This is a genomic window from Salegentibacter sp. 24, from assembly GCF_004362395.1.
Classification (GTDB): Bacteria; Bacteroidota; Bacteroidia; order Flavobacteriales; family Flavobacteriaceae; genus Salegentibacter.
Genome location: NZ_SNWE01000008.1, coordinates 116,129 through 138,661, shown reverse-complemented (window position 1 = coordinate 138,661; position 22,533 = coordinate 116,129). Strand labels below are relative to the sequence as shown.

The following is a 22,533-nucleotide window of genomic DNA, read 5'->3' as shown; positions in this document are numbered from 1 at the left end:
TTTTTGGATGGTAAAGATACCGAAGTTAGAAATTTTATTCACTAAATTTTAGTTAATTTGCCCCTAGACACTATTTTTACTCATAAAGCAGGATTTTCATAATTCTAATCTAAAATTCCTTCTACATTAATATGGTTATTAGATAAGTCATTGTGTATCTTTTTTGGGAGCAAAGATTTTGGTTATTGACAGCCATTAGATGCTAAAACATGTGCTACTCGATAAAGAAAGAACTTTTAAGGCATTTTACCTCAATTCATATTCAACCTTTAAAATCAATTAATGAAATCAATTTTACTTTCTGTCATATTTCTATTTTTAGGTTTACAAATCCATGCACAATTACAAAGCCCGGAAGAATTTCTTGGTTATGAAATTGGCCAACAGTTCTCTAGGCATGCCGATGTGGTGAATTATTTTGAACACCTGGCAAACAATTCTTCATTGGTAAATTACATTAACTATGGTGAAACCAATGAACGACGTCCGCTTACCTATGCTGTTATATCTTCCGAGGAAAACTTAAAAAAATTGGAAGAAATTAGAAATAAGCATCTAAGTAACACCAGAATTACGGAAGCTACAGGAGAAAGTGATAAAGCCATTGTATGGCTGAGTTATAATGTTCACGGAAATGAGGCATCAGGCACCGAGGCGGCAATGAAAACCATATTTAAATTGATTACCGAAAAAAAGGATTGGCTGGAAAATACAGTGGTAATTATAGATCCCTGTGTTAATCCTGATGGCAGAGATCGTTACGTTAACTGGTACAACCAGGTAAAGGCAGAACCTTACAATCCGCTTTCGGCTGCAGCAGAACATCACGAACCATGGCCGGGGGGAAGACCAAATCATTACCTTTTCGATCTTAATCGTGATTGGGCCTGGGCGACACAAGTTGAGACACAGCAACGACTTAAAGTTTATAATAAGTGGATGCCACATATTCACGTAGATTTTCATGAACAGGGCATTAATGAACCATATTATTTTGCTCCGGCCGCAGAACCTTTCCACGAAATTATCACTCCATTTCAAAGGAAATTTCAAACCCAGATCGGAAAAAACCATGCTGAATATTTTGATAAGGAAGGCTGGTTATTTTTCACTAAAGAACGTTTTGATTTGTTATATCCGAGTTACGGCGACACATATCCAACCTATATGGGAGCCATTGGAATGACTTACGAACAGGCAGGCCATGGCCGTGCAGGATTGGGTATTTATACCGAGGAAGGCTATGAACTCACTTTAAAAGACCGTGTGGCCCATCATTATACTACGGGACTCTCCACTATTGAAGTTGCAATGAAAAATGTCGCTGCCTTGAATTCAGAATTCAAAAAATACTTTAATAACTCAGATTTAGAATATAAATCTTATGTCTTAAAGGGAAATCCTGATAAAATCGCGTCGCTAAAAAAACTACTCGATCTGCATGAAATTCAGTTTGAAAAGGCGGTCTCAGAAAATGTGAAAGGATATAATTATACTGAAGGAAAAAAAGGTGATCTCCACGTTGATGAAAATACGCTTGTCGTCCATACAAGCCAACCTAAAGGGAAGATGGTAAAAGTACTTTTTGAGCCTTCCACGTCTCTAACCGATTCTTTAACTTATGATATTACCGCCTGGAGTTTACCCTATGCCTACGGTTTGGAAGCCATAGCAAGTAAAGGTAGAGTTGATTCTGAAGAATCAATAGTTGCTTCAGAAATTAAAAATACAGCAAACCCCTCAGGCGCTGGTTATGTCATGAAATGGAATGCCTTAATTGACGCCCGGTTTTTAGTAGCATTATTAAAAGCAAATATCAAAGTTCGTTTCACTGAAATTCCTTTTAAAATTGAAGGAAAACATTTTGATCGTGGAAGTTTAGTCATTACAAAAAGCGATAATATTCATATTAAAGATTTTGATCAAATCGTAATCAAAATCGGTAATAAATACCAACGTCAACTAATTGCGGCTCATTCTAGTTTTGCAGGAAGCGGACCTGATTTTGGTTCTCCAGAGGTAAAACTTATCAACCCGCCAAAAGTGGCTGTCTTAAAAGGAGAAAGCACTTCTTCTTTAAACTATGGAGAAATCTGGTACTTTTTTGAGCAGGATCTCCATTATCCCCTGACCTCCCTAAATGTGAATTATTTTAAAAATGTAGATTTATCGCAGTTCGATGTTTTAATATTACCTGAAGGTGATTATTCTAATATTCTGGATGAAGATACCTGGAAGAAGGTGAAAAACTGGGTGCGTAGTGGCGGGAAACTTATCGCAATAGGCAGCGCTGTTGGAACTTTTGCTGGTAAAAAGGATTTCAATCTTAAAGAAAACAAATCAGAAACCACAGATTCCACCACAGTCGGAAATTTAATTCCTTATGCCCAAAGAGAGCGTGAAAGGGCTAAAGATATGATCACTGGGAGTATCTTAAAAACTAAGCTTGACCACACCCACCCGATGGCTTTTGGATACGGCGACACCTATTACAGCCTAAAATTGAGCAGTGACAGTTATAAGCTATTGGAAGAAGACTACAATATTTCCTACATTCAAAAACCGGAAATAGTAGCGGGTTTTGCCGGCAGTTCCGCTATAAAGAACCTTGAAAACTCACTGGTTTTTGGGGAAGAAAGAATGGATAAGGGAAGTATTATCTATATGGTAGATAATCCATTATTCCGTGCTTTTTGGGAAAATGGGAAGTTGTTCTTTGCGAATTCGATTTTCTTTGTAAACAATGACAAATACAGGATGTAATTTGCTTTGTAATTAATAAAAAGCCGCAAATCATTTACACAGAAGCCAAACTGTCTTAATTTCTCCTTGTTTAAGCATTTCAATAATAACAGATTTCGCGAATTGGAAGAGAATTAAGAAAAAATTTAAAACAGTTACCAAAATCCTACCACTCCCTGATAATGCAATTCTTAAAAAAATAGACCTTTTAATTTTGCGTCAGTAATTTTTAAAACCCTTTAAGTATCGTTTGGTGTCCAGCTTTAGCTTGTGTGCAGTATTAATTCTGAAATAATCGAAATAAACACTAATTTTGGATAGTTAAAAAATTAGCTTGATGAAATTCAGAATAATACTTTTACTGCTTTGCAGTTTTGCAAGTTCTCAGAATATCCAATCTCAGGAATCCACTGACTTCAATGTGGATTTTGAAACTTTCACCTTACAAAATGGCTTAAACGTTATTTTTCATTTGGATAAATCTGATCCTGTGGTTGCAGTGGCCTTAACTGCTCACGTTGGCTCTGCACGTGAAAAGGAAGGCCGTACCGGTTTCGCGCATCTTTTTGAGCATCTATTGTTTCTGGAATCGGAAAATCTTGGAAAGGGCGGTCTCGATAAACTGAGTGCGAAAATAGGTGGCTCTGGGGCTAACGGCTCTACCAGCCGCGATCGTACGAATTATTTTCAAACAATTCCCAAAGATGCGCTGGAGAAAATGATCTGGGCCGAAGCCGATAAACTAGGTTATTTCATCAATACGGTCACCAAACCCGTACTTGCTAAAGAGAAACAAGTCGTTAAAAATGAAAAAAGACAAGCTGTTGATAACCGTCCATATGGTCATACAATGTATGTTATCGATAAAAACCTTTATCCCGAAGATCATCCCTATAATTGGCAGGTCATTGGCTCCCTGGAAGATCTCCAGAATGCAACCCTGGAAGATGTAAAGGAATTTTATAACAACTGGTATGTTCCCAACAACGTCACCCTCACAATCTCAGGCGATTTTAATAAGGAACAAGCCAAAGAATGGGTGCATAAATATTTTGATGAAATTCCACGTGGGCCGGAAATTAAGCGACAAGAAAAGCAACTTGTAGATCTTTCTGAAACAAAAAAATTGGTTTATGAAGATAATTTCGCCCAACTCCCCGAATTAACTATAGCCTGGCCATCAGTCTATTCTTACCATGAAGACACCTATGCTTTAGAGGTACTAGCCAGGTATTTAAGTGAAGGAAAAAATGCTCCTTTATACCAAAATTTAGTTGCAGAAAAAGAGCTTACCGGCAATGTACAAATGTTCAATTACACTTCTGAACTAGCGGGTCAATTGATGCTTCAGGTTAGAGCATATAATGAAATCGATCTGGATTCCGTAGAAGCAGAAATCTTTAAAACCTTTGAAGAATTCGAAGCTAAAGGTATTCCTAAGAGCGATTTAAAACGTATTAAAGCACAACAGGAAACCGAATTTTATAACAGTCTTTCCAGTGTTTTAGGCAAAGGATTTCAATTGGCACAATATCAAATTTTCGCCAACGATCCGAATTACATTAATAGAGATGTCGAAAAAATACTTGCAGTGACCCCTAAGGATGTAAACCGTGTTTACGATAAATACATAAAAGGCAAACATTTTGTGGCGACCAGTTTTGTACCCCAAGGCCAAACCGAACTCGCCTTAGCACATTCTCAGGAGGCCGAAGTATTTGAAGAAAAGATTGTAGAAAATGCGGAAGAAGAAATTTTTTCTTCCGGAGAAGCTTCTTACCAAAAAACACCTTCGAGTTTTGACCGTAGTGTGGAACCGCCTTATAGTAGTGCACCAGAATTAAAATTACCAAAAATTTGGATGGATACACTTCCCTCGGGTCTGCAGGTTTATGGAATAACCAATAAAGAAGTTCCCTTGATTAAATTCAGTTTAGAGATGCAGGGTGGCCTAATGTTAGAGGATCCCGATAAAGTTGGGGTTTCCAACCTTCTTACGGAACTGATGACAAAAGGAACAAAAAACAAAACTCCTCAGGAATTGGAAGAAGCCATACAATTATTGGGTGTTGATATTCGTATAAATGCAGGCGAGGAAAAAATTGTTTTAAGCGGAAGTACGCTGGCAAAAAATTATAGCCAAACTATAGACTTGGTTCAGGAAATATTACTGGAACCTCGGTGGGATTCTACCGAATTTAGATTGGCAAAACAACAAGTCCTTAGCCGAATCCAGCAGCAAAAGGCCGATCCTAATACTATTGCAAACAACGAATTCAGAAAGCTGATTTATGGCCAAGATCATATTTTAGGACAAAATAAGTTAGGAACCAAAAAATCGGTTACTAACATTACATTAAAAGATCTTAAGGACTATTACTCAAAAAACCTTAGTCCCAAAAGAAGTGCTTTTCATGTAGTTGGCGCCATAGAAAAACAAGAAGCCTTGAAGGGAATTCGCGGTCTATCGGTTGATTGGCCACCAAAATCGGTAGAAATGCCGGAAATTGCACAGCCCCAGCTCCCAGAGGAATCACAACTGTTTTTTTATGATGTCCCTGGTGCCAAACAATCGGTCTTACGATTTGGGACTCCAGCCCTCTCGGCTACCAATAATGATTTTTATCCGGCAGAAGTCATGAATTACCGTTTAGGCGGTGGTGGATTTGCATCACAACTTACACAGGAATTACGGGAAGGAAAAGGATATACATACGGAATTCGTTCCGGATTTGAAGGAGGAATAAATAAAGGATCTTTTCTAATTTCCAGCGGGGTTAGAACAAATATCACTTACGATGCTGTAAGGCTTATAAAAGAAATCATTGAAAATTATTCTAAGAATTTTGACGGGGAAGATATGGAAATTACCCGCGGATTTATGGTGAAAAGTAACGCCAGAAAATTCGAAACACTGAATTCCAAACTGGAGATGCTTAGTGAAATTAGCTCCTTTGATCGGGACCAGGATTATATAAAACAACGGGAAGAAATGGTTAACGAACTAACTGTGATGGACATAAGGGAACTTGCTGAAAAATACATAAATCCTAATAAGATGTATTATTTAATTGTAGGAGATGCAGCAACCCAATTGGAAAAACTGGAAGATCTCGAGTTGGGAAAACCTATTTTATTAAACGAAACTAAATAGTCATGATACTGGCATCTTCCCTTCTGGTTTTAGGTTTAATAGTCCTAATTTTTGGCGCAAATTATATGGTTGAAGGCGCTTCAGCCCTTGCTAAAAAGTTTAATATTTCTAATCTCGCCATTGGATTAACCATTGTAGCTTTCGGAACTTCCGCACCGGAATTGGTAGTAAATACATTTGCTGCGGCTGATGGTTATTCCGATATAGTTTTTGGAAATGTCATTGGCAGCAATAACTTTAACCTGTTCATTATTCTTGGTATAACGGGACTTATCACTCCATTAGCAGTGCAATCCAGCACCGCATGGAAAGAAATTCCTATTTCGCTTCTTGCTGTCATTATTCTTTATATGATGGTAAACGACCAGGTGATCTTCACAGAGCAACCAAGTATCCTGAGTACTCTAGACGGGTTTCTACTACTATTGTGTTTTCTGGCCTTCCTGTTCTACGTCTACAAACAGCTCAAGAGTGATGAAGAAGTAATCGAAGATGATAACGTCCAGCTACTTTCTCCCTTAAAAACAACGCTTTTTATTATCGGAGGTTTAATAGGATTGGTTTGGGGAGGTCAATTAGTGGTCAACAATGCCATAGAAATTGCAGAAAGTATGGGTATTAGTCAGAAAATTATCGGACTTACCGTGGTGGCAGCGGGGACATCCTTACCGGAACTTGCAACTTCTGTGGTAGCCGCTGCAAAAAAGAATGCTGATATCGCTGTGGGCAATATCATTGGATCCAATATATTTAATATTTTCCTTATATTATCTGCCGCTTCACTTATTAAACCGATAGATTTTAATCTGAATTTCAATCAGGATTTATATATTCTTGCTGGAGGAACCATTTTTCTACTTCTGGCTATGTTTACAGGCAAAAGAAAACGTCTAGACCGCTGGGAAGCTTTAATTCTATTATTGGCTTATCTTGGATACACAACCTATCTGGTGATGCAGGAATTATAATTATTTAATCAAATGCTATCGGATCGAGCCCAGTTCAGAGCCGGTAAAATTTGACTTTATTTCTTATATTTTTATATTCTGTAGTAAATTCTTTTAATTTAAGTGAATGAAAAAGAAATACCTGATCCCTGTTCTAGCCCTTTTGTTAGGTTGTACTAGCGATATTGAAAAGAAAAAATTGGATTTGCGCATCGATCATCTTGAGGCTGATCTAAAACGGATAAAATTTGAAAACGATTCGCTGAAAAAAGAGTTGCAATTGTTAGAGAACAAGAGTTCGGTGGTTTTTACACCCGAAATTGATTCCCTAAATAATCCTGAAAAATTTATATTGGAGTCTTTGGAACGAAATCAGGAGCTTATTCCTTTAAAATCTGTGTTGGGCGGCACAATGCGATTTGTAGATACCGAAATTTTAAACGAGCGATTTATTTGGGCAGCATATGAAGATGGCCACGTAGGTGGTGAGGCAATTTTTCAATATAAATTAACTAAAACCGACAGTATTGAATTCCACCTTATTTCAAAAATAAAGAATTAATCAAGAGACTTTTCGACAAATTTACCTCGAAGTAATTCCACATCTTCTTTTGTGAACTTTTGAATCCTGAAGAAATTAAAATACGGTTCCCTTTTTTCGAATAAAATCGCTTTTATCCAAAATTGGATGTCCTGGACCTTTCCTCGATAGGATGTTTTTCAGCTATCCCTTCGAAATCCTACTGATGAAAAAATCAATATCTTGAACTTATGAAACAAGGTTTACGCTATTTTCTGATGATTTTCCTAATCCTGGGTGCATTGCCCTTAGTCTATCTGGGCCTGGCTTTAATTGGGTCTGTAATCCCAGTTAATATTAAGCCAGAAACGGAAAACGCTGAAATTGAAATTTATCTTTCGAAGCAGGGTATGCACACCGATATTGTACTGCCCGTTTATTCTGAAATTATTTTTTGGGATAGCATCTTTAAACCTGAGCACGCTATAGCACCACCAGAAAATTTAAAGTTTATCGGGTTTGGTTGGGGAGATCTTAATTTTTATAGGAATACACCGCAATGGGAGGATCTCAAACCAGACGTAGCATTTAAAGCCCTTTTTCTGAAATCGCAAAGTGCCCTCCATACGCAGTTTTACCAAAAAATACCAATTTCTAATAAACTTATAAAACTTTCAATCACTAAAAAGCAATATAATAAGCTTAGTGAATATATTTTAGAAACTGTAAATGCGGAAAATACAGGAAAAATTAAGCCAGTACCAGATTTACATTATTATCGCAACGATGCCTTCTATTTAGCCGAGTCTTCCTTTCATCTTTTTAAAACCTGTAATACCTGGACCAATTCGGCACTAAAAGTCTCCGGACTTAGAGGCTGTTGGTGGACACCTTTTCCACAGGGAATATTTTATCATTACAGCTATTGATCTCCGCCATTACATACTTTTAACTTTCAACTCTTTCCTTACCGGTTTTGGAGCTGCCTCTATTGGTTCAGCATATAGGTCGAAATCGGCAGCATCGGTTACTTTTATTTGATAGAATTCTCCAGTTTTCAGATAAATCGAAGTAGCATCGATTAGCACTTCATTATCTACATCGGGGGAATCAAATTCGGTTCTACCCACAAAATAATTCCCTTCTTTTCTATCGATTACAACTTTAAAAATCTTTCCAATTTTCTCCTGGTTCAATTCCCAGGAAATCTGGCTCTGTATTTCCATAATCTGGTTGGCGCGATCTTGTTTTACTTCCTGCGGTACGTTATCCTCTAGATGATAAGCGTGTGTATTTTCCTCGTGAGAATAAGTAAAACAACCCAAACGTTCAAAACGCATCTCCTCAACCCAGGTCTTTAATTCCTGAAATTGCTCTTCGGTCTCGCCCGGATAACCCACTATTAATGTTGTTCTAATAGTCATTTCGGGGACAAATTTTCTAAAATCCCTAAGAAGTTTTGTTGTTTTTTCGTGAGTGGTTCCACGGCGCATTGATTTCAATAATTCGGTATTGATATGTTGCAGCGGAATGTCGATATAATTACAAACTTTAGGTTCACGATTCATCACCTCCAGTACATCCATAGGGAAACCCGTTGGGAAGGCGTAATGCAAACGTATCCACTCGATACCTTCAACCTTAGCAAGATTTTCCAGCAATTCAGCAAGATTTCGTTTTTTATATAGGTCAAGTCCATAATAGGTTAAATCCTGCGCGATAAGTATCAATTCCTTGACACCATTGGCAGCAAGGTTTTTCGCCTCTTTTACCAAATCTTCGATTGGAGTTGACTTATGCCCTCCCCGCATTAAAGGGATAGCACAAAAAGAACAGGGACGATCGCAACCTTCAGCAATTTTAAGGTATGCGTAATTTTTCGGAGTCGTTGTTAAACGTTCTCCCAGCAATTCGTGCTTATAATCGGCTTCCAGGGCTTTTAATAATCCGGGGAGTTCTGTAGTTCCAAAATACTGGTCAACATCAGGAATTTCCTTTTGAAGGTCGGGTTTGTAGCGCTCACTCAGACAACCAGTTACAAAAACCTTATCAACTTCGCCCTGCTGCTTTTGCTCTACATATTCCAAAATGGTATTCACCGATTCTTCCTTAGCATTGTCTATGAATCCGCAGGTATTGATCACCACAATATTCCCGTCCTGCTCGTGCACCACGTCTTTATTGTTGCCCTTGAGCTGGCCCATCAACACTTCACTGTCATACACATTCTTGCTGCAGCCCAGGGTTACCACATTAATACGGTTCTTCTTTATCGACTTTGTCCTCATATAATTCTATTTTTCAAAGCAATACCTAAATATCTTCTTTTGGTCAAGCTGAACAGGGCTTAGGTTATTTTTTTAAGATCCATATTACACATAACATAGATCCGGAAACAAACTTAGTGATGACGCTTTACAAAAATTAGACAGCTTCTTAAAATCGGGTGCAAAGATACAATCTATAATTTGAACTACAGCAGGTTAATGCAGAAAGGACTAACATCTTCAAGCGCATTTATTTCATATCAAGCCTTACTAGTGATGCGTTTATTTTTTAAAAAATCTTATAATTAACTGATATTAAAATACTTATACACGTTCTTTGATTTTTTGATTTGAATTGATATGTAGCTTTGCCCTTTTTAAGGCAAGCTATGAATACAGGTAAATATATTTTCGCTCAACTTTTGCAGTTTATCAACCGCTATGAGTTTGAAAAGTGCGTTTCCAAATACAATGGAGACCACGGAACAAGGGAGTTTAATTGTTGGAACCAATTTATTCAATTATTCTTTGGTCAACTAACAGCACGAAATTCCTTACGTGATATTTGTACTTGCCTGAAAGCCCATCAAAACAAACTGTACCACCTCGGAATCAGAAAGCGAGTGAATCAATCAAGTATATCACGAGCCAATGAGCGCAGGGATTGGAAAATATTTGCAGACTTTGGTCAATATTTGATAGAGCAAGTCCGGCCAATGTACGCTGATTTTCCAATTCCTAACATCGATCTTAAAAATGAGGTATTTGCATTAGATTCAACGACAATCTCCTTGAGCTTAAAACTTTTTAGCTGGGCTCCAGGAAAATATTCTCGAGGTGCTATAAAAATGCACACCTTATTGGATCTAAGAGGCAGTATTCCCTCTTTTATAATGATTACCGATGGTAAATATCACGATAGCAACATATTGGATGTATTAGTTCCTGTAACTGGAGCAATATATCTTATGGATAAAGCTTATATAGATTTTGCAGCATTATACCATATGCATGAAATGGGTTCCTTTTTCGTTTCCAGAGCCAAGACTACGATGGATTATACTGTTATTGAACATAATTACAACATCGATCTAAGATTTGGATTGAGAAGCGATAAGACGATCCTTTTAGCCGGCTATAAATCAAGTAAACTTTATCCAGACCCGCTAAGGTTAGTTGAATACTATGATGATCAAAACGATATCCTGCTTACTTTTGTGTCCAACAATCATGAAGTATCAGCTTTAGAAATAGCCAAACTTTACCGTAACAGATGGCAAATAGAGACTTTCTTCAAATGGATAAAACAGAATTTAACCATAAAAAAATTATGGGGACAGTCTGAAAATGCAGTCAATATCCACATCTGGGTTGCTATATGTACCTACCTTATTGTGGCGCGGGTCAAACATGAAATGAAAAGCAACCTCTCAATTTATGAAATCGTGCAAATATTAGGGATCTCAGTATTCGATAAAACACCTTTGAACGAGATCTTAACCGAATATCAAACAAATCAAAATGACAAAGAACAACTGGACTTATTTAACAACTAAAAATTAACGCATCAGTACTAATCAAGCCTTATAAATAATTTACTATAATTTTAAATTGACCTTCCCTTATTGTGCTCCTCCAAAGGTAAACAAACTAAAAAAGACGCCTTTATCAAGAAATAATTTGAATAGCCTCGAAATCGAAATAAAATTAGAACGTACTACGGATGAAATGTCATTAAAACTATTTTGTAACTTCCCATTTTCCAATACTCAAGAAACTTTTTATCTATGAAAGAATCCTTCCTCTTTGCTTCGTTTTTATTTTTTCTTTTGAATACGCTAAACGCACAGCAAGGCTTATCTGAATTACCCCTGAAAATTGGTGTGATACCAAGAGGTGAATTGAATGCGATTACCGATGTAAAAGGTGTGAAAGTGGGACATACTACTCTGATAAAAGGAGATTCCATTCGAACGGGTGTTACTGCTGTTCTTCCACATGGAGGGAATATATTTCAACAGAAAGTACCCGCGGCGGTTTTTGTAGGAAATGGATTCGGAAAATTAGCCGGTAGCACCCAGATTAATGAACTCGGTAATATTGAAACTCCTATAATTCTCACTAATACCCTGAATGTTCCAACAGCAATGGATGCGGTAATAAAATATACTCTTAAACTACCAGGAAATGAAAACGTTCGTTCGGTCAATGCGGTGGTAGGGGAAACCAATGATGGTTATTTAAATGATATCCGAGGACAACATGTGAAAATCCAAGATGTACTTTCCGCAATAAAAAAAGCGAAAACAGGTAAAGTTGCAGAAGGAAATATTGGTGCCGGTACAGGCACGATTGCTTTCGGTTATAAAGGTGGGATTGGTACTTCTTCCCGAAAATTACCCAAAAGCCTGGGTGGCTACACAGTAGGGGTTTTGGTGCAAAGTAATTTTGGTGGGGTATTGCAGATAAACGGTGTTCCGGTTGGGCAAAAGCTGGGAAATTATAGTTTTAACAATGATCTTTTGAACAATGTGGATGGGTCTTGTATGATGGTGGTGGCTACTGATGCCCCGCTAAACAACCGGAACCTGGAACGACTGGCAAAACGGGCCTTTCTGGGACTTGCTAAAACCGGCGGAATTGCTTCTAACGGCAGTGGCGATTACGTGATCGCTTTTTCTACTGCGGAAGGGATTAGGGTTCCGTATAAAATAGAAACCGAGACCTTACAGCAGGAAGTTGTTCCCAACGATTTAATGTCACCGCTGTTTATGGCTGCCATTGAAGCTACTGAAGAAGCGATCTTAAACTCGCTCTTTATGGCTGAAACTACGACGGGCTTTAAAGGCCGAACTATAAAAGCTTTACCTAGAGAAGAAGTATTAAAGCACTTAAAAGATGCTGGGGTTTTAGAAGATAAGCACTAAGACTATTTTAATTATTCCAGCCTTCCCAACTTAATTCCTGGTTTTATTAATAAAAAAGTTAAAAACCTGTTGGCAAATAGTCCGAAATTCACGGTTTTCCGCAGTTTTAAGCCTTGACAATAATTTATATTTGAAAAGCTTAAGAATATCCCGGGGGCCTTTTATGATATTAAAAAGAAATTTATATTAAACACCTTAAAATTCAGGAAACATGAGTGAACCAATAAATATCTGTTTGTCTTGTGGTTTATGTTGTGATGGTACTTTAATTGGTTTTGTACAGCTCGATAATGAAGAGCTGTCACCATTAAGGCAGTTGATGGATATTCAAGAAACGGATGGAAATGGAATGTTTTTTCTACCCTGTAATAAATTTGGCTGCAATGGTTGTAATATTTATTCTCAAAGACCGAATGCATGTAGCAATTTTGAGTGTGGCGTTTTGAAATCTTTCGAAAAAAAGGAGTTGAGTTTTGATAAGGCCACTGAAGTGATTGATATAGTTAAACAAAAAAAGATAGCCATTGAAAAACACGTAGCAACCCTACAGATTGAACTACAATCCAAATCATTTCACTTTAAAATGCTCGAATTGAAAAAGTTGCTTCGGAAAGATAAGTCTCAATTATCCTTATCACAACTCCAACAGGAATTAATAGTGGAGCTCAAGGAACTTGAGAAGTTATTATCAAAGAGTTTTGGTGTTTCGTTTTAGTAAACCACTACGGAGCAAGCTCACGAAGCATTATTATTAGAAAATATCACTTGATTTCGAGGCATCCCGATGCTTTGGGATGGAACATTTAATCTCGATTATCGAGTAAAATAACCAGTGGTAACATCGGCTTATTAAAAAACACGTTTAAGAATTTAATGAAAGAATTATGAAGAAATTAAACTTAAATGATGGACAAAAAATACCAAATGTAGGCTTTGGCACCTACAAAGCTACAGATCAGGAGGGAATTGAAGCAGTCTCCACTGCTATTTCCAGTGGCTATTCGCTAATAGATACGGCCGCCATTTATGGAAATGAAGAGGCTGTTGGAAAAGGAATAAAAGCTAGCGGAGTTGCAAGAGAAGACTTTTGTGTAACTACAAAATTATGGCGTGAAAGTTTAGGTTATGAATCAACCAAAAAAGAATTTGAGAAATCCCTAAAAAGACTTGACCTAGACTACATTGATCTTTATTTGATTCACTGGCCTGCTAATGCTAAAAATTATACCAATTGGCAAAAAACCAATGCTGATACCTGGCGGGCAATGGAAGAATTACAAGCTGAAGGCAAAATAAAATCGATAGGTGTAAGTAATTTTTTTCAGGAACATTTAGAAGCTTTATTTCAAACAGCCAATATTATTCCGGCAATTAACCAAATAGAATTTCATCCAGGCTATTGGCAACAGGAATTAACGGAATACTGTAAAAAACAAAATATAGTAGTTGAGTCCTGGTCCCCCTTGGCAAGAGGAAAGGTATTTGAAAATGAAGTCCTGAAAGCAATCGCCAAAAAGCACGACAAATCTGTTTCACAAGTTTGTTTGCGATGGATTATTCAACACGATGTAATTGCGATCCCAAAATCTACATCGCCCAGGAGAATTCAAGAAAATATAGATCTATTCGATTTTGAACTGACTTCAGTAGAAATGGAAAAAATTAATAAACTTCCTCAAATGGGCTTTAGTGGAGAATTGCCTAACATCTGGCCAGACAGAGTTTAAGAAAAAATTGGCTTAGCTCTAAGCAAAGCCAAAGTAAACACCAACTTACGGCCTAAAATCGCAAATAATTGTTTTTTCCAGTAACAATTGTTAACAGAGACCATTAAGGGTTTTGCTAATGGTCATTACAGGAAACAACTCACCTATATAGAGGTATCGAATATTTAACTATTTAACAAAGATTTGTATAGTTCATCTGTTTATTTGTATTTTGTAGGCTATGAATTTAAAAAGGAGCGCTTTTTTCATTGTTGCTTTAATAATTTTTTCAAGTTGTTCTAAAGGGGATAGGGATTCCGGTGATGGAATGATTGGAGCCAAACTGGATACTAAACCTTATAAAACTTTTAAAGATTTAGAAGCCATAAAAGAAGATGGCGTTTTACATGCGATAACCATATACAATTCCACGAGCTATTTTTTGTACAAAGGAGTGCCTATGGGCTTTGAGTATGAATTATTATCCCGCCTGGCCAAAAACTTAGACTTAAAACTGAAAATCACAATAGCTGAAGATATCGATGACCTATTTGAGATGCTCAACAATGGTAAAGGTGATCTAATTGCCTATGGTTTGACAATTACTGAACCCAGAAAAAAACTCGTAAGTTTTACAAAAAACCATTACGTAACACACCAGGCTCTTGTACAGCGAATGCCTGATAATTGGCGCTCACTACCCGGCTACAAAATCGATAAACAATTAATTTCAAATACACTTGAATTAATAAACGATACCGTGTGGGTTAGAGAGAATTCATCCTATGCTGAAAGACTTAAAAACTTACAGGATGAGATTGGTGCCGACATTCCGATAGAACATATTAAAGGAAATGTTCCTACAGATGAAATAATTAGAATGGTAGTGGATGGGGAAATTGAAAGGACCATTGCTGATTACAATATAGCCTCCATAAATAAAACTTACTATCCCATACTAAACATTGAAACCAGAGTTTCGTTTTCTCAACGTATAGCCTGGGCAGTAAGAAAGAATTCACCGGACTTACTTAAGGCGATAAACAAATGGATAGAAAAAGAAAAAAATCTCGACGATTATTATGTTATTTATAATAAATATTTTAAAAACACCAGATCTAACAGGAGCAGGATTAAAAGCGATTTTTATAGCAAAAACAGTAATAAAATAAGTAAATACGATGGTATTATTAAAGAAAATGCCTCTAAAATAGGATGGGATTGGCGTTTTCTTTCTTCCCAGGTATATCAGGAATCCAGATTTGATCCCAATGCGGAGTCCTGGGCGGGTGCCTCCGGACTTATACAACTGATGCCTGATACGGCAAAAGAAGTTAAGGTTAGCAACAATTACAATCCGGCGGAGAATTTAAGGGGAGGCGTAAAGTATTTAGATAAAATGCGTGATAATTTTGAAGCCGTAAAAGATTCAATCCAAAAAGTAAAATTCACTTTAGCGGCATTCAACTGCGGCGCCGGTCATGTGTTTGATGCTATGCGATTGGCCGAAAAGAATGGTAAAAACCCGAATATTTGGGATGGCAATGTAGAAGAATATATACTGAAATTAAAAGATAAGAAATACTATCTTGATGAGGTGGTTAAATATGGTTTTGTGAGAGGCACAGAACCATACAACTACGTAAAAGATATATTTTTACGCTACGAGCATTACAAAAAATTTATTAAAGAATAATTTCAAAAAAACACATAGTAGCACACACTGCCTTAAGAAAGCAATTTTATTAAATTATATAGTTTTTATACCGATAAGTAAGATTTTTAGCCCCTCGTTCTCTTAATAAAAACCTCTTGTAATTTTTTGGTGACGCTGTCTTTTCGGGCGGAGTAAACTTTTTTATCCTGATGGGTCACGGAGCTTATAGGAATAATTTGCGTAGTGGTGCCTGTGACAAAAATTTCTTCTACTTCTACCAGTTCATCTATATGGACGGCTTTTTCAACAAGCTTGATCTTTAAATCAGCACAGATGTTGATCACTTCGGTCCGGGTAATTCCAGAGAGGATCTTATGGCCTTCAGGATGAGTATGTACCACACCATATTTGACAAAAAACAGGCTGGAATGAGAACCTTCGGTAAAATAACCTTTGCGCACCAGGAGGTTTTCAGCAAAACCTGCAGCTATAGCCTCTTCGTTTGCCATAACATTGGCTAAAAGCGCTGTCGATTTAATATCGCAACGATGCCAGCGCTTATCTTCCGTGGCAATTACTTTCCAGGTTTTCTTTTCAAAACCTTCTAAGGTCACTGGAAAGGCATACAGCAAGACAGTAGTTTGTATATTTTCGGGAACAAAATGGCTCCTTGCTGCAACTCCCCTGCTGACCTGGATATAAACCGCCGCATCAGCATCATTCAATTTAGTGCGGTCTATGGCCTCGTACATCAATTGTTCCAGGGTAAATGCATCAAAAGCAACCTGTATCTGGTCCAGACAATACTGTAAGCGCTTGAGGTGTTCTTTCTGTTTGAAAGCTTTTCCTTTATAAAATGGAGTTACTTCATAAATTCCGTCACCGAACATAAATGCCCGGTCAAATACTGAAATAAAAGCCTCATCGGGTTTTAGCCATTTTCCATTTAAATAAACTTCCGAAGGATACTTTTTTTCAGGTTTCATAACAGCAAAATTTAACTAAAATACTGGTGCAATTGCTGCACCCACTGCATTTCAAAATAGCGAACAATACTTATTACAATTACCCCGGCGCCCACATAAATCCAGGAATAGGTATCTTGTTTAAGCATTATGCCACCAATCACAGCAAAGATCACGAACGGAATGGCCAAAATAAGATTAGGCAAGGCCCAGGCATCCTGAAATAATACGGCAATGATCTTCATCGCGCCGTAAAATATGCTGTAAAAGAAAATGATCTTGCTTATGAGGGCTTTCAAATTCCGTTGTTTCATTTACTTATATTTTTTTGGAGATTTTCGGCGGATAGAAGCTTGCTCATAGACATAGGCCCATTGATAAAGTTTATCTTCTTGAGAGGATTTTGCGAAGAAAGTCAAGCCCTTTGGTGCGCCTTGATCATCATATCCCATAGGCACGGTAATCGCAGGGTAATGGGCCACCGCCGCAAAACCGGCATGATAATTATTAATAGATAAAATCCCATCTAATTGATACTCCCGCATAGGTAGGTCAAAATACGCCTTTCCTTTTTCCCTTAAGTTGCTTTTTAAGGAAGCTAGGTAGCTGGAGTCAGCAGATTCCCGTAAAATTCCTTCAAAAAGGGCCTGGCCGTAAGGCATTCTGGTAATAGAATCTTCAATATTGAAATTCACAATATCCTTTACAGAAGTAAATCGGGTTTCGTCTCCATAATTTTCAAAATATTCCGGCAGATCATTTTTCATATCCAGGCTTAACAAACGCAGAAAATTCTCCAGCTGAATGTCCGCGGCTTCAAACTCCACGATTTCGGCTCCGGCATTTTTAAGATCATTTATTGCGCGCTTGTATAAAGAATCAGCTTCCATCAATTGCTTAAAGGCACCAAAGCGTTTTCCTACCAGGTTTGTACTTTCAAAATTAAAGTCAGTATTCTTTACTTCTACGGAAAGTGGATCTTCAGGATCCTCACCGGTCATTGCCGAATATAAGATCGCGTTGTCGATCACCGATTTTGTAATAGGCCCGGGGGTATCGAGAAAACTCGAAATGGGAACTATTCCACCCCGGCTTAAATTCCCGATAGTTGGTTTTAATCCCACTACCGAGTTCTGACTGGAAGGAGAAAGAATGGAACCTGAGGTCTCTGAACCTACCGCTACCGGAGCAAGATTAGCCGCCACGGCAACCGCACTACCGGAACTGGAACCGCCAGTATCAAAAATCATTCTTCCGTAAGGATTTAAGGTTTGCCCGCCAATGGCCGAATATCCGCTGGGGCATTCGCTGCAAAAGAAATAGGCCCATTCGCTGAGATTGGCCTTACCTAATATTAACGCGCCGTTTTCTTTTAATTTCTCAACGATAAAAGCATCCTCAGTTCGATTGTTCTGCAAGGCAATCGCGCCGGCGGTAGTCGCCATATTTTGCGTGTTGATATTATCCTTTAGCAAAACAGGAATTCCAGTGATCAAATGGTTCTCTTCGAAATTATTTATTCGCTCATCTTTTTCCCGAGCTTCTTTTAGTAAGTTTGGATTGAGAGAAATGACCGAATTTAGCGAGAGTTCATTTTCACGATCAAATTCCTTGATGCGGTAAAGGTAAAACAAGGAAAGTTCCTCGTAAGTAAGATCGCCACTTTTTATGACTTTTTGGATTTCAGGAATATTTTTATCGAAAATAAGCGGTTTTATTGCTTCGTATTTTTTTTCAGAAAACTCGGCCAAATCCCTTTCAAAAGGAGCCCAAAGAGAATCTTGCGAGATATTTTCAGAATCTAAAACTTTAAACTTTTCTTCTGTTTTAAGAGAATCAAGGGTTCCAGTATTTTTTTCTTTAGAATTTTTATCATTCCCACAGGAAAATATAGCAGGAAGTAAGAAAAGTAAAAAAAATCTTTTCATTTATCTATATATTTTAAGCTATAGTGTACTATATCGCTAACTATAAATCTTAACCAGCATCTTACAAATTCTTATTTCCGTGATTCGGCCAGTTTATTGTTTAAAGAAAGAATCTACAAATTCGTATTTATTGAATACCTGCAAATCTTCTACGCCCTCACCTACTCCTATATATTTTACAGGAATTTTAAATTGATCGCTGATGCCAATGACCACCCCTCCTTTGGCGGTACCGTCAAGTTTTGTCACGGCAAGTGAAGTTACTTCTGTAGCCGCAGTAAACTGTTTGGCTTGCTCAAAAGCATTTTGACCGGTAGAACCATCCAGTACCAGCAAAACCTCATGAGGAGCACCAGGAATCACCTTTTGCATTACGCGCTTCACTTTTGTCAGTTCGTTCATTAAATTCACTTTGTTATGCAATCTTCCTGCAGTATCGATTAGTACAACATCAGCCTCTTGCTTTACAGCACTTTGCACGGTATCAAAAGCAACGGAAGCAGGATCACTACCCATACTTTGCCTTACAATCGGCACATCGGTTCTATCGGCCCAAATCTGTAATTGATCTATAGCTGCAGCCCTAAAAGTATCGGCCGCACCTAAAACCACCTTTTTTCCGGCGTTTTTGAACTGGTGAGCTAGTTTCCCAATAGTTGTGGTTTTACCCACACCATTTACGCCAACTACCATTATAACGTATGGTTTTACATCCGGCAATTGAATATTTGCTGCTTCACCTGTTTCAGACTCAGATAATAGTCCGGCAATCTCTTCGCGAAGTATCCTATTAAGCTCATCAGTACCCAGGTATTTATCGCGGGCAACTCGATCTTCAATTCGATTAATAATTTTAATGGTTGTTGCCACTCCCACATCGCTACTAACCAGCACGTTTTCAAGATCATCTAAAACCTCTTCATCTACTTTGGTTTTTCCGGCTACAGCCTTACTCATTTTAGACATAAAGCTGGTTGTGGTTTTCTCCAGCCCTTTATCAAGGTTTTCCTTTTTGTCTTTTGAAAATATCTTTTTAAATAAACTCATTTATTGGAAGGTTTAAAATCAACAAATTCCGGAACTGTTTATCCGAAATTTTCAGTTGTAAATATACATAAAAAGAAAAAGCCGTCCAGAGGTTATCCAGACGGCTTCGTAAATGTTTTCAAGGAAGTTTGTTCGAATTACTTTTTCTTCAAAAAGTCATTCACGTCTTCCGGAGCCATTATTTGTTCAACAAAAGTATAGGCACCAGACTTTGGAGATTTAACCATTTTTATTGCTTTGGTCAATCTCTTAGACCCTGTTTGTATCGATGCTACTGATTTCTTAGCCATAACTTAATTATTTTATCTCTTTATGAACCGTCATTTTCTTAAGGATTGGATTAAATTTCTTTAGCTCCAATCTATCCGGTGTATTCTTTTTATTCTTGGTAGATATGTAACGTGAAGTTCCCGGTTTTCCGGTTGCTTTATGCTCTGTACACTCTAGTATAACCTGTACCCTGTTTCCTTTCTTTGCCATTGTAATGTGTTTTTATGCTTAAGGATTACTTCTTCAAAAATCCTTTTTCTCTTGCTTCTTTAATTACAGCAGAGATGCCTTTTTTATTAATATCTTTAAGTGCAGATGTAGATACCTTTAAAGTGACCCATTTATCTTCCTCAGGAATAAAAAAACGTTTCTTTACCAAATTGGCATTAAATCTACGTTTGGTTTTGTTCATAGCGTGAGAAACATTGTTCCCAACCATTGCTCTTTTACCAGTAAGTTCACAAACTCTTGACATTGCTCTATTCTTTTCTCGTTATTTCAAAACAGGCTGCAAATTAACGATTTTTTCACCTAACAAACAATATAAATTTAGAAAAATATTCAGGGTTTTTTTAATTTTAATACCTAAGTTGCTTTTTAGCAGAAAACTCAGTGTTTTCCTTTAATAATAATGCTGCCGGGTCATATTTATAAGGAAATTAAAAGGATTGCAATTGATAAAATATTGGAACTTCTGAAATTCAAAACTTCAAAAAAGCACGGTTAACCTCTTAGAAATAAATTTTAAGGCATTAAAAATAGCCTTTCTAAACGAAATGACCAGATATTGTCAGATCTTTCCTCCAAGCTTATTTATTTCGTCGAAACAGTTCTTCTCGAATCAATTCCATACTTTTATTCACTGCTTTGCCAATAACTTTCTCGCGATGGTTCCCAAAAATAAATTTTTTAGCATAAACTCCATCCGGAGTTGCAACTCCAATAAATACCGTCCCAATCTCAGCCTCGCTATCTCCTTTTGAAGGACCGGCATTTCCCGTTGTGGAAATTGCATAATCGCTTTTAAAAAGATCTTTTACATTTTTAGCCATCGCAATGGCCACTTCTTCACTTACCACTGAATGTTCTTCGATAAGTTTTTTATCTATTTTTAGAATCTCCTCCTTAGAAGTGGTAGCGTAGCTCACCACACTTCCCTTAAAATAGGTGGAAGCACCCGGAGGAGTTGCAAATAAACTGGCTATTTTACCCCCGGTACAACTCTCCGCCGTAGCAATAGTTGCATTCTGTTGTTTTAGCATTCGGGAAATTTGAACTTCTATAGGATCCTCATCCTCAAAACCCACAATAATATCACCTATAAGTCCGTGAAGATCCGTTATTAGACTTTCCACGCTGTTTTTAAGATGCTCTTCATTATCACCTTTGGCTGTTAAACGCAAACGTACGCGCCCAAGATTCGGTAAATAAGCAAGCCTAATATATGGTGGCAACGCATTTTCCCAATCTTCAATTTTATCTGCAATGGCACTTTCACCCATTCCATAAGTCAGCACGGTCTTATGTAAAATAACCGGCCTTTTAAAACTTTGCTGAAGCCTTGGCACTACCTCGTCCTGAATTAAAGCTTTCATTTCATAAGGAACCCCGGGAAGAGAAACATAAACTTTAGCATCGCTTTTAAACCACATTCCCGAGGCGGTACCGTATTTGTTCTTTAGCGCAAGAGCTTTAGAAGGAAGCATGGCCTGCTTTCGGTTTAAATCGGAAATAGGCGTGTCTATATATTTTTCAAAAAGAAATTCTATATGTTGAAGTACACTCTGATTCATAACGAGCTTATCTCCAAAAAATTCACATAGGCACTCTTTGGTGATATCATCTTTGGTAGGACCCAGACCGCCTGTGATAATAATAATATCCGCGCGATTTTTCGCTTCACTTAAAGCTGCCAGGACATGGCTTTTTTCATCTTCAACCGTGGATATCTGTTTTACCGAAATACCGATCTTATTCAATTCCTTGGCGATAAATGCCGAATTGGTATCTATAATTTGGCCGATCAGGATCTCATCTCCAATGGTAATTATTTCTGCTTTCATTCCAATTCAAAATCTCTTTTCAGGGCTATACTGGCCACATTCACCTTCTTGGTGATTTTAGAAGCTGCCTGCGGCACCTCATCTTTCCTCTTTCCTGCCTTGGCCCAGGCTTCTATTACTTTTACCTCATCCATAAGTTCTAATCCGAATAATTGTAAATTGGGCTTCATTTTATGGGCATATTGATAAGCCAAGTCAGGATTGTCGTTAGAAATTGCATCGTTCATCGCTTCTACATCCGGCGGAATTTCCTCTAAAAAGGTCTGTACCACTATTTTCATGAAATCTTCGTCGCCCCCGGCCATTTCTTTAACTTCATTTAAATTGTAGTTGCTCATAG

The 22,533-nt window shown here is 37.6% G+C and carries 20 protein-coding genes; 10 read left to right on the top strand and 10 right to left on the bottom strand.

Features of this window, described 5'->3' with window-relative positions; all coding sequences use genetic code 11:
* Positions 1-282: 282 nt before the first annotated feature.
* From DET49_RS07795 to DET49_RS07775, 5 genes are all read left to right on the top strand, one after another.
* Positions 283-2,763 (top strand): M14 family metallopeptidase, encoded by a 2,481-nt coding sequence (locus DET49_RS07795; protein ID WP_133547534.1) that lies wholly within the window; start codon positions 283-285, stop codon positions 2,761-2,763.
* Between the two features lie 316 nt (positions 2,764-3,079).
* Entirely contained in the window at positions 3,080-5,896 is a 2,817-nt protein-coding gene (locus DET49_RS07790) for a M16 family metallopeptidase (protein ID WP_133547533.1), read from the top strand.
* A 2-nt stretch (positions 5,897-5,898) separates the two neighbouring features.
* A complete protein-coding gene (locus DET49_RS07785) occupies positions 5,899-6,864 on the top strand; it encodes a calcium/sodium antiporter (RefSeq protein WP_133547532.1) in 966 nt (321 codons plus the stop codon).
* Between the two features lie 106 nt (positions 6,865-6,970).
* Positions 6,971-7,405: a hypothetical protein gene (locus DET49_RS07780; RefSeq protein WP_133547531.1), complete on the top strand. Its 435-nt coding sequence runs from the start codon at positions 6,971-6,973 to the stop codon at positions 7,403-7,405.
* A gap of 209 nt (positions 7,406-7,614) precedes the next feature.
* Positions 7,615-8,292, top strand: a complete 678-nt coding sequence (locus DET49_RS07775) for a TIGR02117 family protein (RefSeq protein WP_133547530.1) — start codon at positions 7,615-7,617, stop codon at positions 8,290-8,292.
* A 9-nt stretch (positions 8,293-8,301) separates the two neighbouring features.
* On the opposite strand, the gene rimO is transcribed toward DET49_RS07775, so the two are convergent.
* Positions 8,302-9,651, bottom strand: a complete 1,350-nt coding sequence (gene rimO, locus DET49_RS07770; RefSeq protein WP_133547529.1) for a 30S ribosomal protein S12 methylthiotransferase RimO — start codon at positions 9,649-9,651, stop codon at positions 8,302-8,304.
* A gap of 368 nt (positions 9,652-10,019) precedes the next feature.
* Here rimO and DET49_RS07765 point away from each other — a divergent pair, with 368 nt between their 5' ends.
* From DET49_RS07765 to DET49_RS07745, 5 genes are all read left to right on the top strand, one after another.
* Entirely contained in the window at positions 10,020-11,186 is a 1,167-nt protein-coding gene (locus DET49_RS07765) for an IS4 family transposase (RefSeq protein WP_133547528.1), read from the top strand.
* A gap of 231 nt (positions 11,187-11,417) precedes the next feature.
* Entirely contained in the window at positions 11,418-12,557 is a 1,140-nt protein-coding gene (locus tag DET49_RS07760) for a P1 family peptidase (protein WP_133547527.1), read from the top strand.
* 211 nt (positions 12,558-12,768) lie between these two features.
* Positions 12,769-13,272 (top strand): YkgJ family cysteine cluster protein, encoded by a 504-nt coding sequence (locus DET49_RS07755; protein ID WP_133547526.1) that lies wholly within the window; start codon positions 12,769-12,771, stop codon positions 13,270-13,272.
* 169 nt (positions 13,273-13,441) lie between these two features.
* Complete coding sequence (locus DET49_RS07750) at positions 13,442-14,284, top strand: aldo/keto reductase (RefSeq protein WP_133547525.1); 843 nt, start codon at positions 13,442-13,444, stop codon at positions 14,282-14,284.
* Between the two features lie 220 nt (positions 14,285-14,504).
* Positions 14,505-15,959: a transporter substrate-binding domain-containing protein gene (locus DET49_RS07745; RefSeq protein ID WP_133547524.1), complete on the top strand. Its 1,455-nt coding sequence runs from the start codon at positions 14,505-14,507 to the stop codon at positions 15,957-15,959.
* A gap of 86 nt (positions 15,960-16,045) precedes the next feature.
* Here DET49_RS07745 and DET49_RS07740 read toward each other — a convergent pair whose 3' ends face one another.
* The 9 genes from DET49_RS07740 to DET49_RS07700 all read right to left on the bottom strand — a co-directional run bounded on the left by DET49_RS07740 (position 16,046) and on the right by DET49_RS07700 (position 22,531).
* Positions 16,046-16,906, bottom strand: coding sequence for an aminotransferase class IV (locus tag DET49_RS07740; protein ID WP_133547523.1), 861 nt, complete (start codon positions 16,904-16,906; stop codon positions 16,046-16,048).
* Positions 16,907-16,917: 11 nt separating this feature from the next.
* On the bottom strand, positions 16,918-17,199 hold the full coding sequence (locus DET49_RS07735; protein ID WP_133547522.1) for a hypothetical protein: 282 nt from the start codon (positions 17,197-17,199) through the stop codon (positions 16,918-16,920).
* Complete coding sequence (locus DET49_RS07730) at positions 17,200-18,813, bottom strand: amidase family protein (RefSeq protein WP_133547521.1); 1,614 nt, start codon at positions 18,811-18,813, stop codon at positions 17,200-17,202.
* 93 nt (positions 18,814-18,906) lie between these two features.
* Complete coding sequence (gene ftsY / locus DET49_RS07725) at positions 18,907-19,860, bottom strand: signal recognition particle-docking protein FtsY (protein WP_133547520.1); 954 nt, start codon at positions 19,858-19,860, stop codon at positions 18,907-18,909.
* A 137-nt stretch (positions 19,861-19,997) separates the two neighbouring features.
* On the bottom strand, positions 19,998-20,150 hold the full coding sequence (locus tag DET49_RS07720; RefSeq protein WP_070054108.1) for a DUF4295 domain-containing protein: 153 nt from the start codon (positions 20,148-20,150) through the stop codon (positions 19,998-20,000).
* A gap of 7 nt (positions 20,151-20,157) precedes the next feature.
* On the bottom strand, positions 20,158-20,340 hold the full coding sequence (gene rpmG / locus DET49_RS07715; protein ID WP_117160486.1) for a 50S ribosomal protein L33: 183 nt from the start codon (positions 20,338-20,340) through the stop codon (positions 20,158-20,160).
* Between the two features lie 25 nt (positions 20,341-20,365).
* Positions 20,366-20,605 (bottom strand): 50S ribosomal protein L28, encoded by a 240-nt coding sequence (gene rpmB / locus DET49_RS07710; RefSeq protein ID WP_057480126.1) that lies wholly within the window; start codon positions 20,603-20,605, stop codon positions 20,366-20,368.
* A gap of 334 nt (positions 20,606-20,939) precedes the next feature.
* Positions 20,940-22,193: a competence/damage-inducible protein A gene (locus DET49_RS07705; protein ID WP_133547519.1), complete on the bottom strand. Its 1,254-nt coding sequence runs from the start codon at positions 22,191-22,193 to the stop codon at positions 20,940-20,942.
* Entirely contained in the window at positions 22,190-22,531 is a 342-nt protein-coding gene (locus DET49_RS07700; RefSeq protein WP_133547518.1) for an Hpt domain-containing protein, read from the bottom strand. Before DET49_RS07700 ends, DET49_RS07705 begins: the two co-directional genes overlap by 4 nt.
* Positions 22,532-22,533: the final 2 nt, after the last annotated feature.

What these genes read in the sequence shown, in the direction of transcription:
- DET49_RS07795 (WP_133547534.1), top strand. Translation starts at nt 283, where the DNA reads ATGAAATCAATTTTACTTTCTGTCATATTTCTATTTTTAGGTTTACAA.
- DET49_RS07790 (WP_133547533.1), top strand. Translation starts at nt 3,080, where the DNA reads ATGAAATTCAGAATAATACTTTTACTGCTTTGCAGTTTTGCAAGTTCT.
- DET49_RS07785 (WP_133547532.1), top strand. Translation starts at nt 5,899, where the DNA reads ATGATACTGGCATCTTCCCTTCTGGTTTTAGGTTTAATAGTCCTAATT.
- DET49_RS07780 (WP_133547531.1), top strand. Translation starts at nt 6,971, where the DNA reads ATGAAAAAGAAATACCTGATCCCTGTTCTAGCCCTTTTGTTAGGTTGT.
- DET49_RS07775 (WP_133547530.1), top strand. Translation starts at nt 7,615, where the DNA reads ATGAAACAAGGTTTACGCTATTTTCTGATGATTTTCCTAATCCTGGGT.
- rimO (WP_133547529.1), bottom strand. Translation starts at nt 9,651, where the DNA reads ATGAGGACAAAGTCGATAAAGAAGAACCGTATTAATGTGGTAACCCTG.
- DET49_RS07765 (WP_133547528.1), top strand. Translation starts at nt 10,020, where the DNA reads ATGAATACAGGTAAATATATTTTCGCTCAACTTTTGCAGTTTATCAAC.
- DET49_RS07760 (WP_133547527.1), top strand. Translation starts at nt 11,418, where the DNA reads ATGAAAGAATCCTTCCTCTTTGCTTCGTTTTTATTTTTTCTTTTGAAT.
- DET49_RS07755 (WP_133547526.1), top strand. Translation starts at nt 12,769, where the DNA reads ATGAGTGAACCAATAAATATCTGTTTGTCTTGTGGTTTATGTTGTGAT.
- DET49_RS07750 (WP_133547525.1), top strand. Translation starts at nt 13,442, where the DNA reads ATGAAGAAATTAAACTTAAATGATGGACAAAAAATACCAAATGTAGGC.
- DET49_RS07745 (WP_133547524.1), top strand. Translation starts at nt 14,505, where the DNA reads ATGAATTTAAAAAGGAGCGCTTTTTTCATTGTTGCTTTAATAATTTTT.
- DET49_RS07740 (WP_133547523.1), bottom strand. Translation starts at nt 16,906, where the DNA reads ATGAAACCTGAAAAAAAGTATCCTTCGGAAGTTTATTTAAATGGAAAA.
- DET49_RS07735 (WP_133547522.1), bottom strand. Translation starts at nt 17,199, where the DNA reads ATGAAACAACGGAATTTGAAAGCCCTCATAAGCAAGATCATTTTCTTT.
- DET49_RS07730 (WP_133547521.1), bottom strand. Translation starts at nt 18,813, where the DNA reads ATGAAAAGATTTTTTTTACTTTTCTTACTTCCTGCTATATTTTCCTGT.
- ftsY (WP_133547520.1), bottom strand. Translation starts at nt 19,860, where the DNA reads ATGAGTTTATTTAAAAAGATATTTTCAAAAGACAAAAAGGAAAACCTT.
- DET49_RS07720 (WP_070054108.1), bottom strand. Translation starts at nt 20,150, where the DNA reads ATGGCTAAGAAATCAGTAGCATCGATACAAACAGGGTCTAAGAGATTG.
- rpmG (WP_117160486.1), bottom strand. Translation starts at nt 20,340, where the DNA reads ATGGCAAAGAAAGGAAACAGGGTACAGGTTATACTAGAGTGTACAGAG.
- rpmB (WP_057480126.1), bottom strand. Translation starts at nt 20,605, where the DNA reads ATGTCAAGAGTTTGTGAACTTACTGGTAAAAGAGCAATGGTTGGGAAC.
- DET49_RS07705 (WP_133547519.1), bottom strand. Translation starts at nt 22,193, where the DNA reads ATGAAAGCAGAAATAATTACCATTGGAGATGAGATCCTGATCGGCCAA.
- DET49_RS07700 (WP_133547518.1), bottom strand. Translation starts at nt 22,531, where the DNA reads ATGAGCAACTACAATTTAAATGAAGTTAAAGAAATGGCCGGGGGCGAC.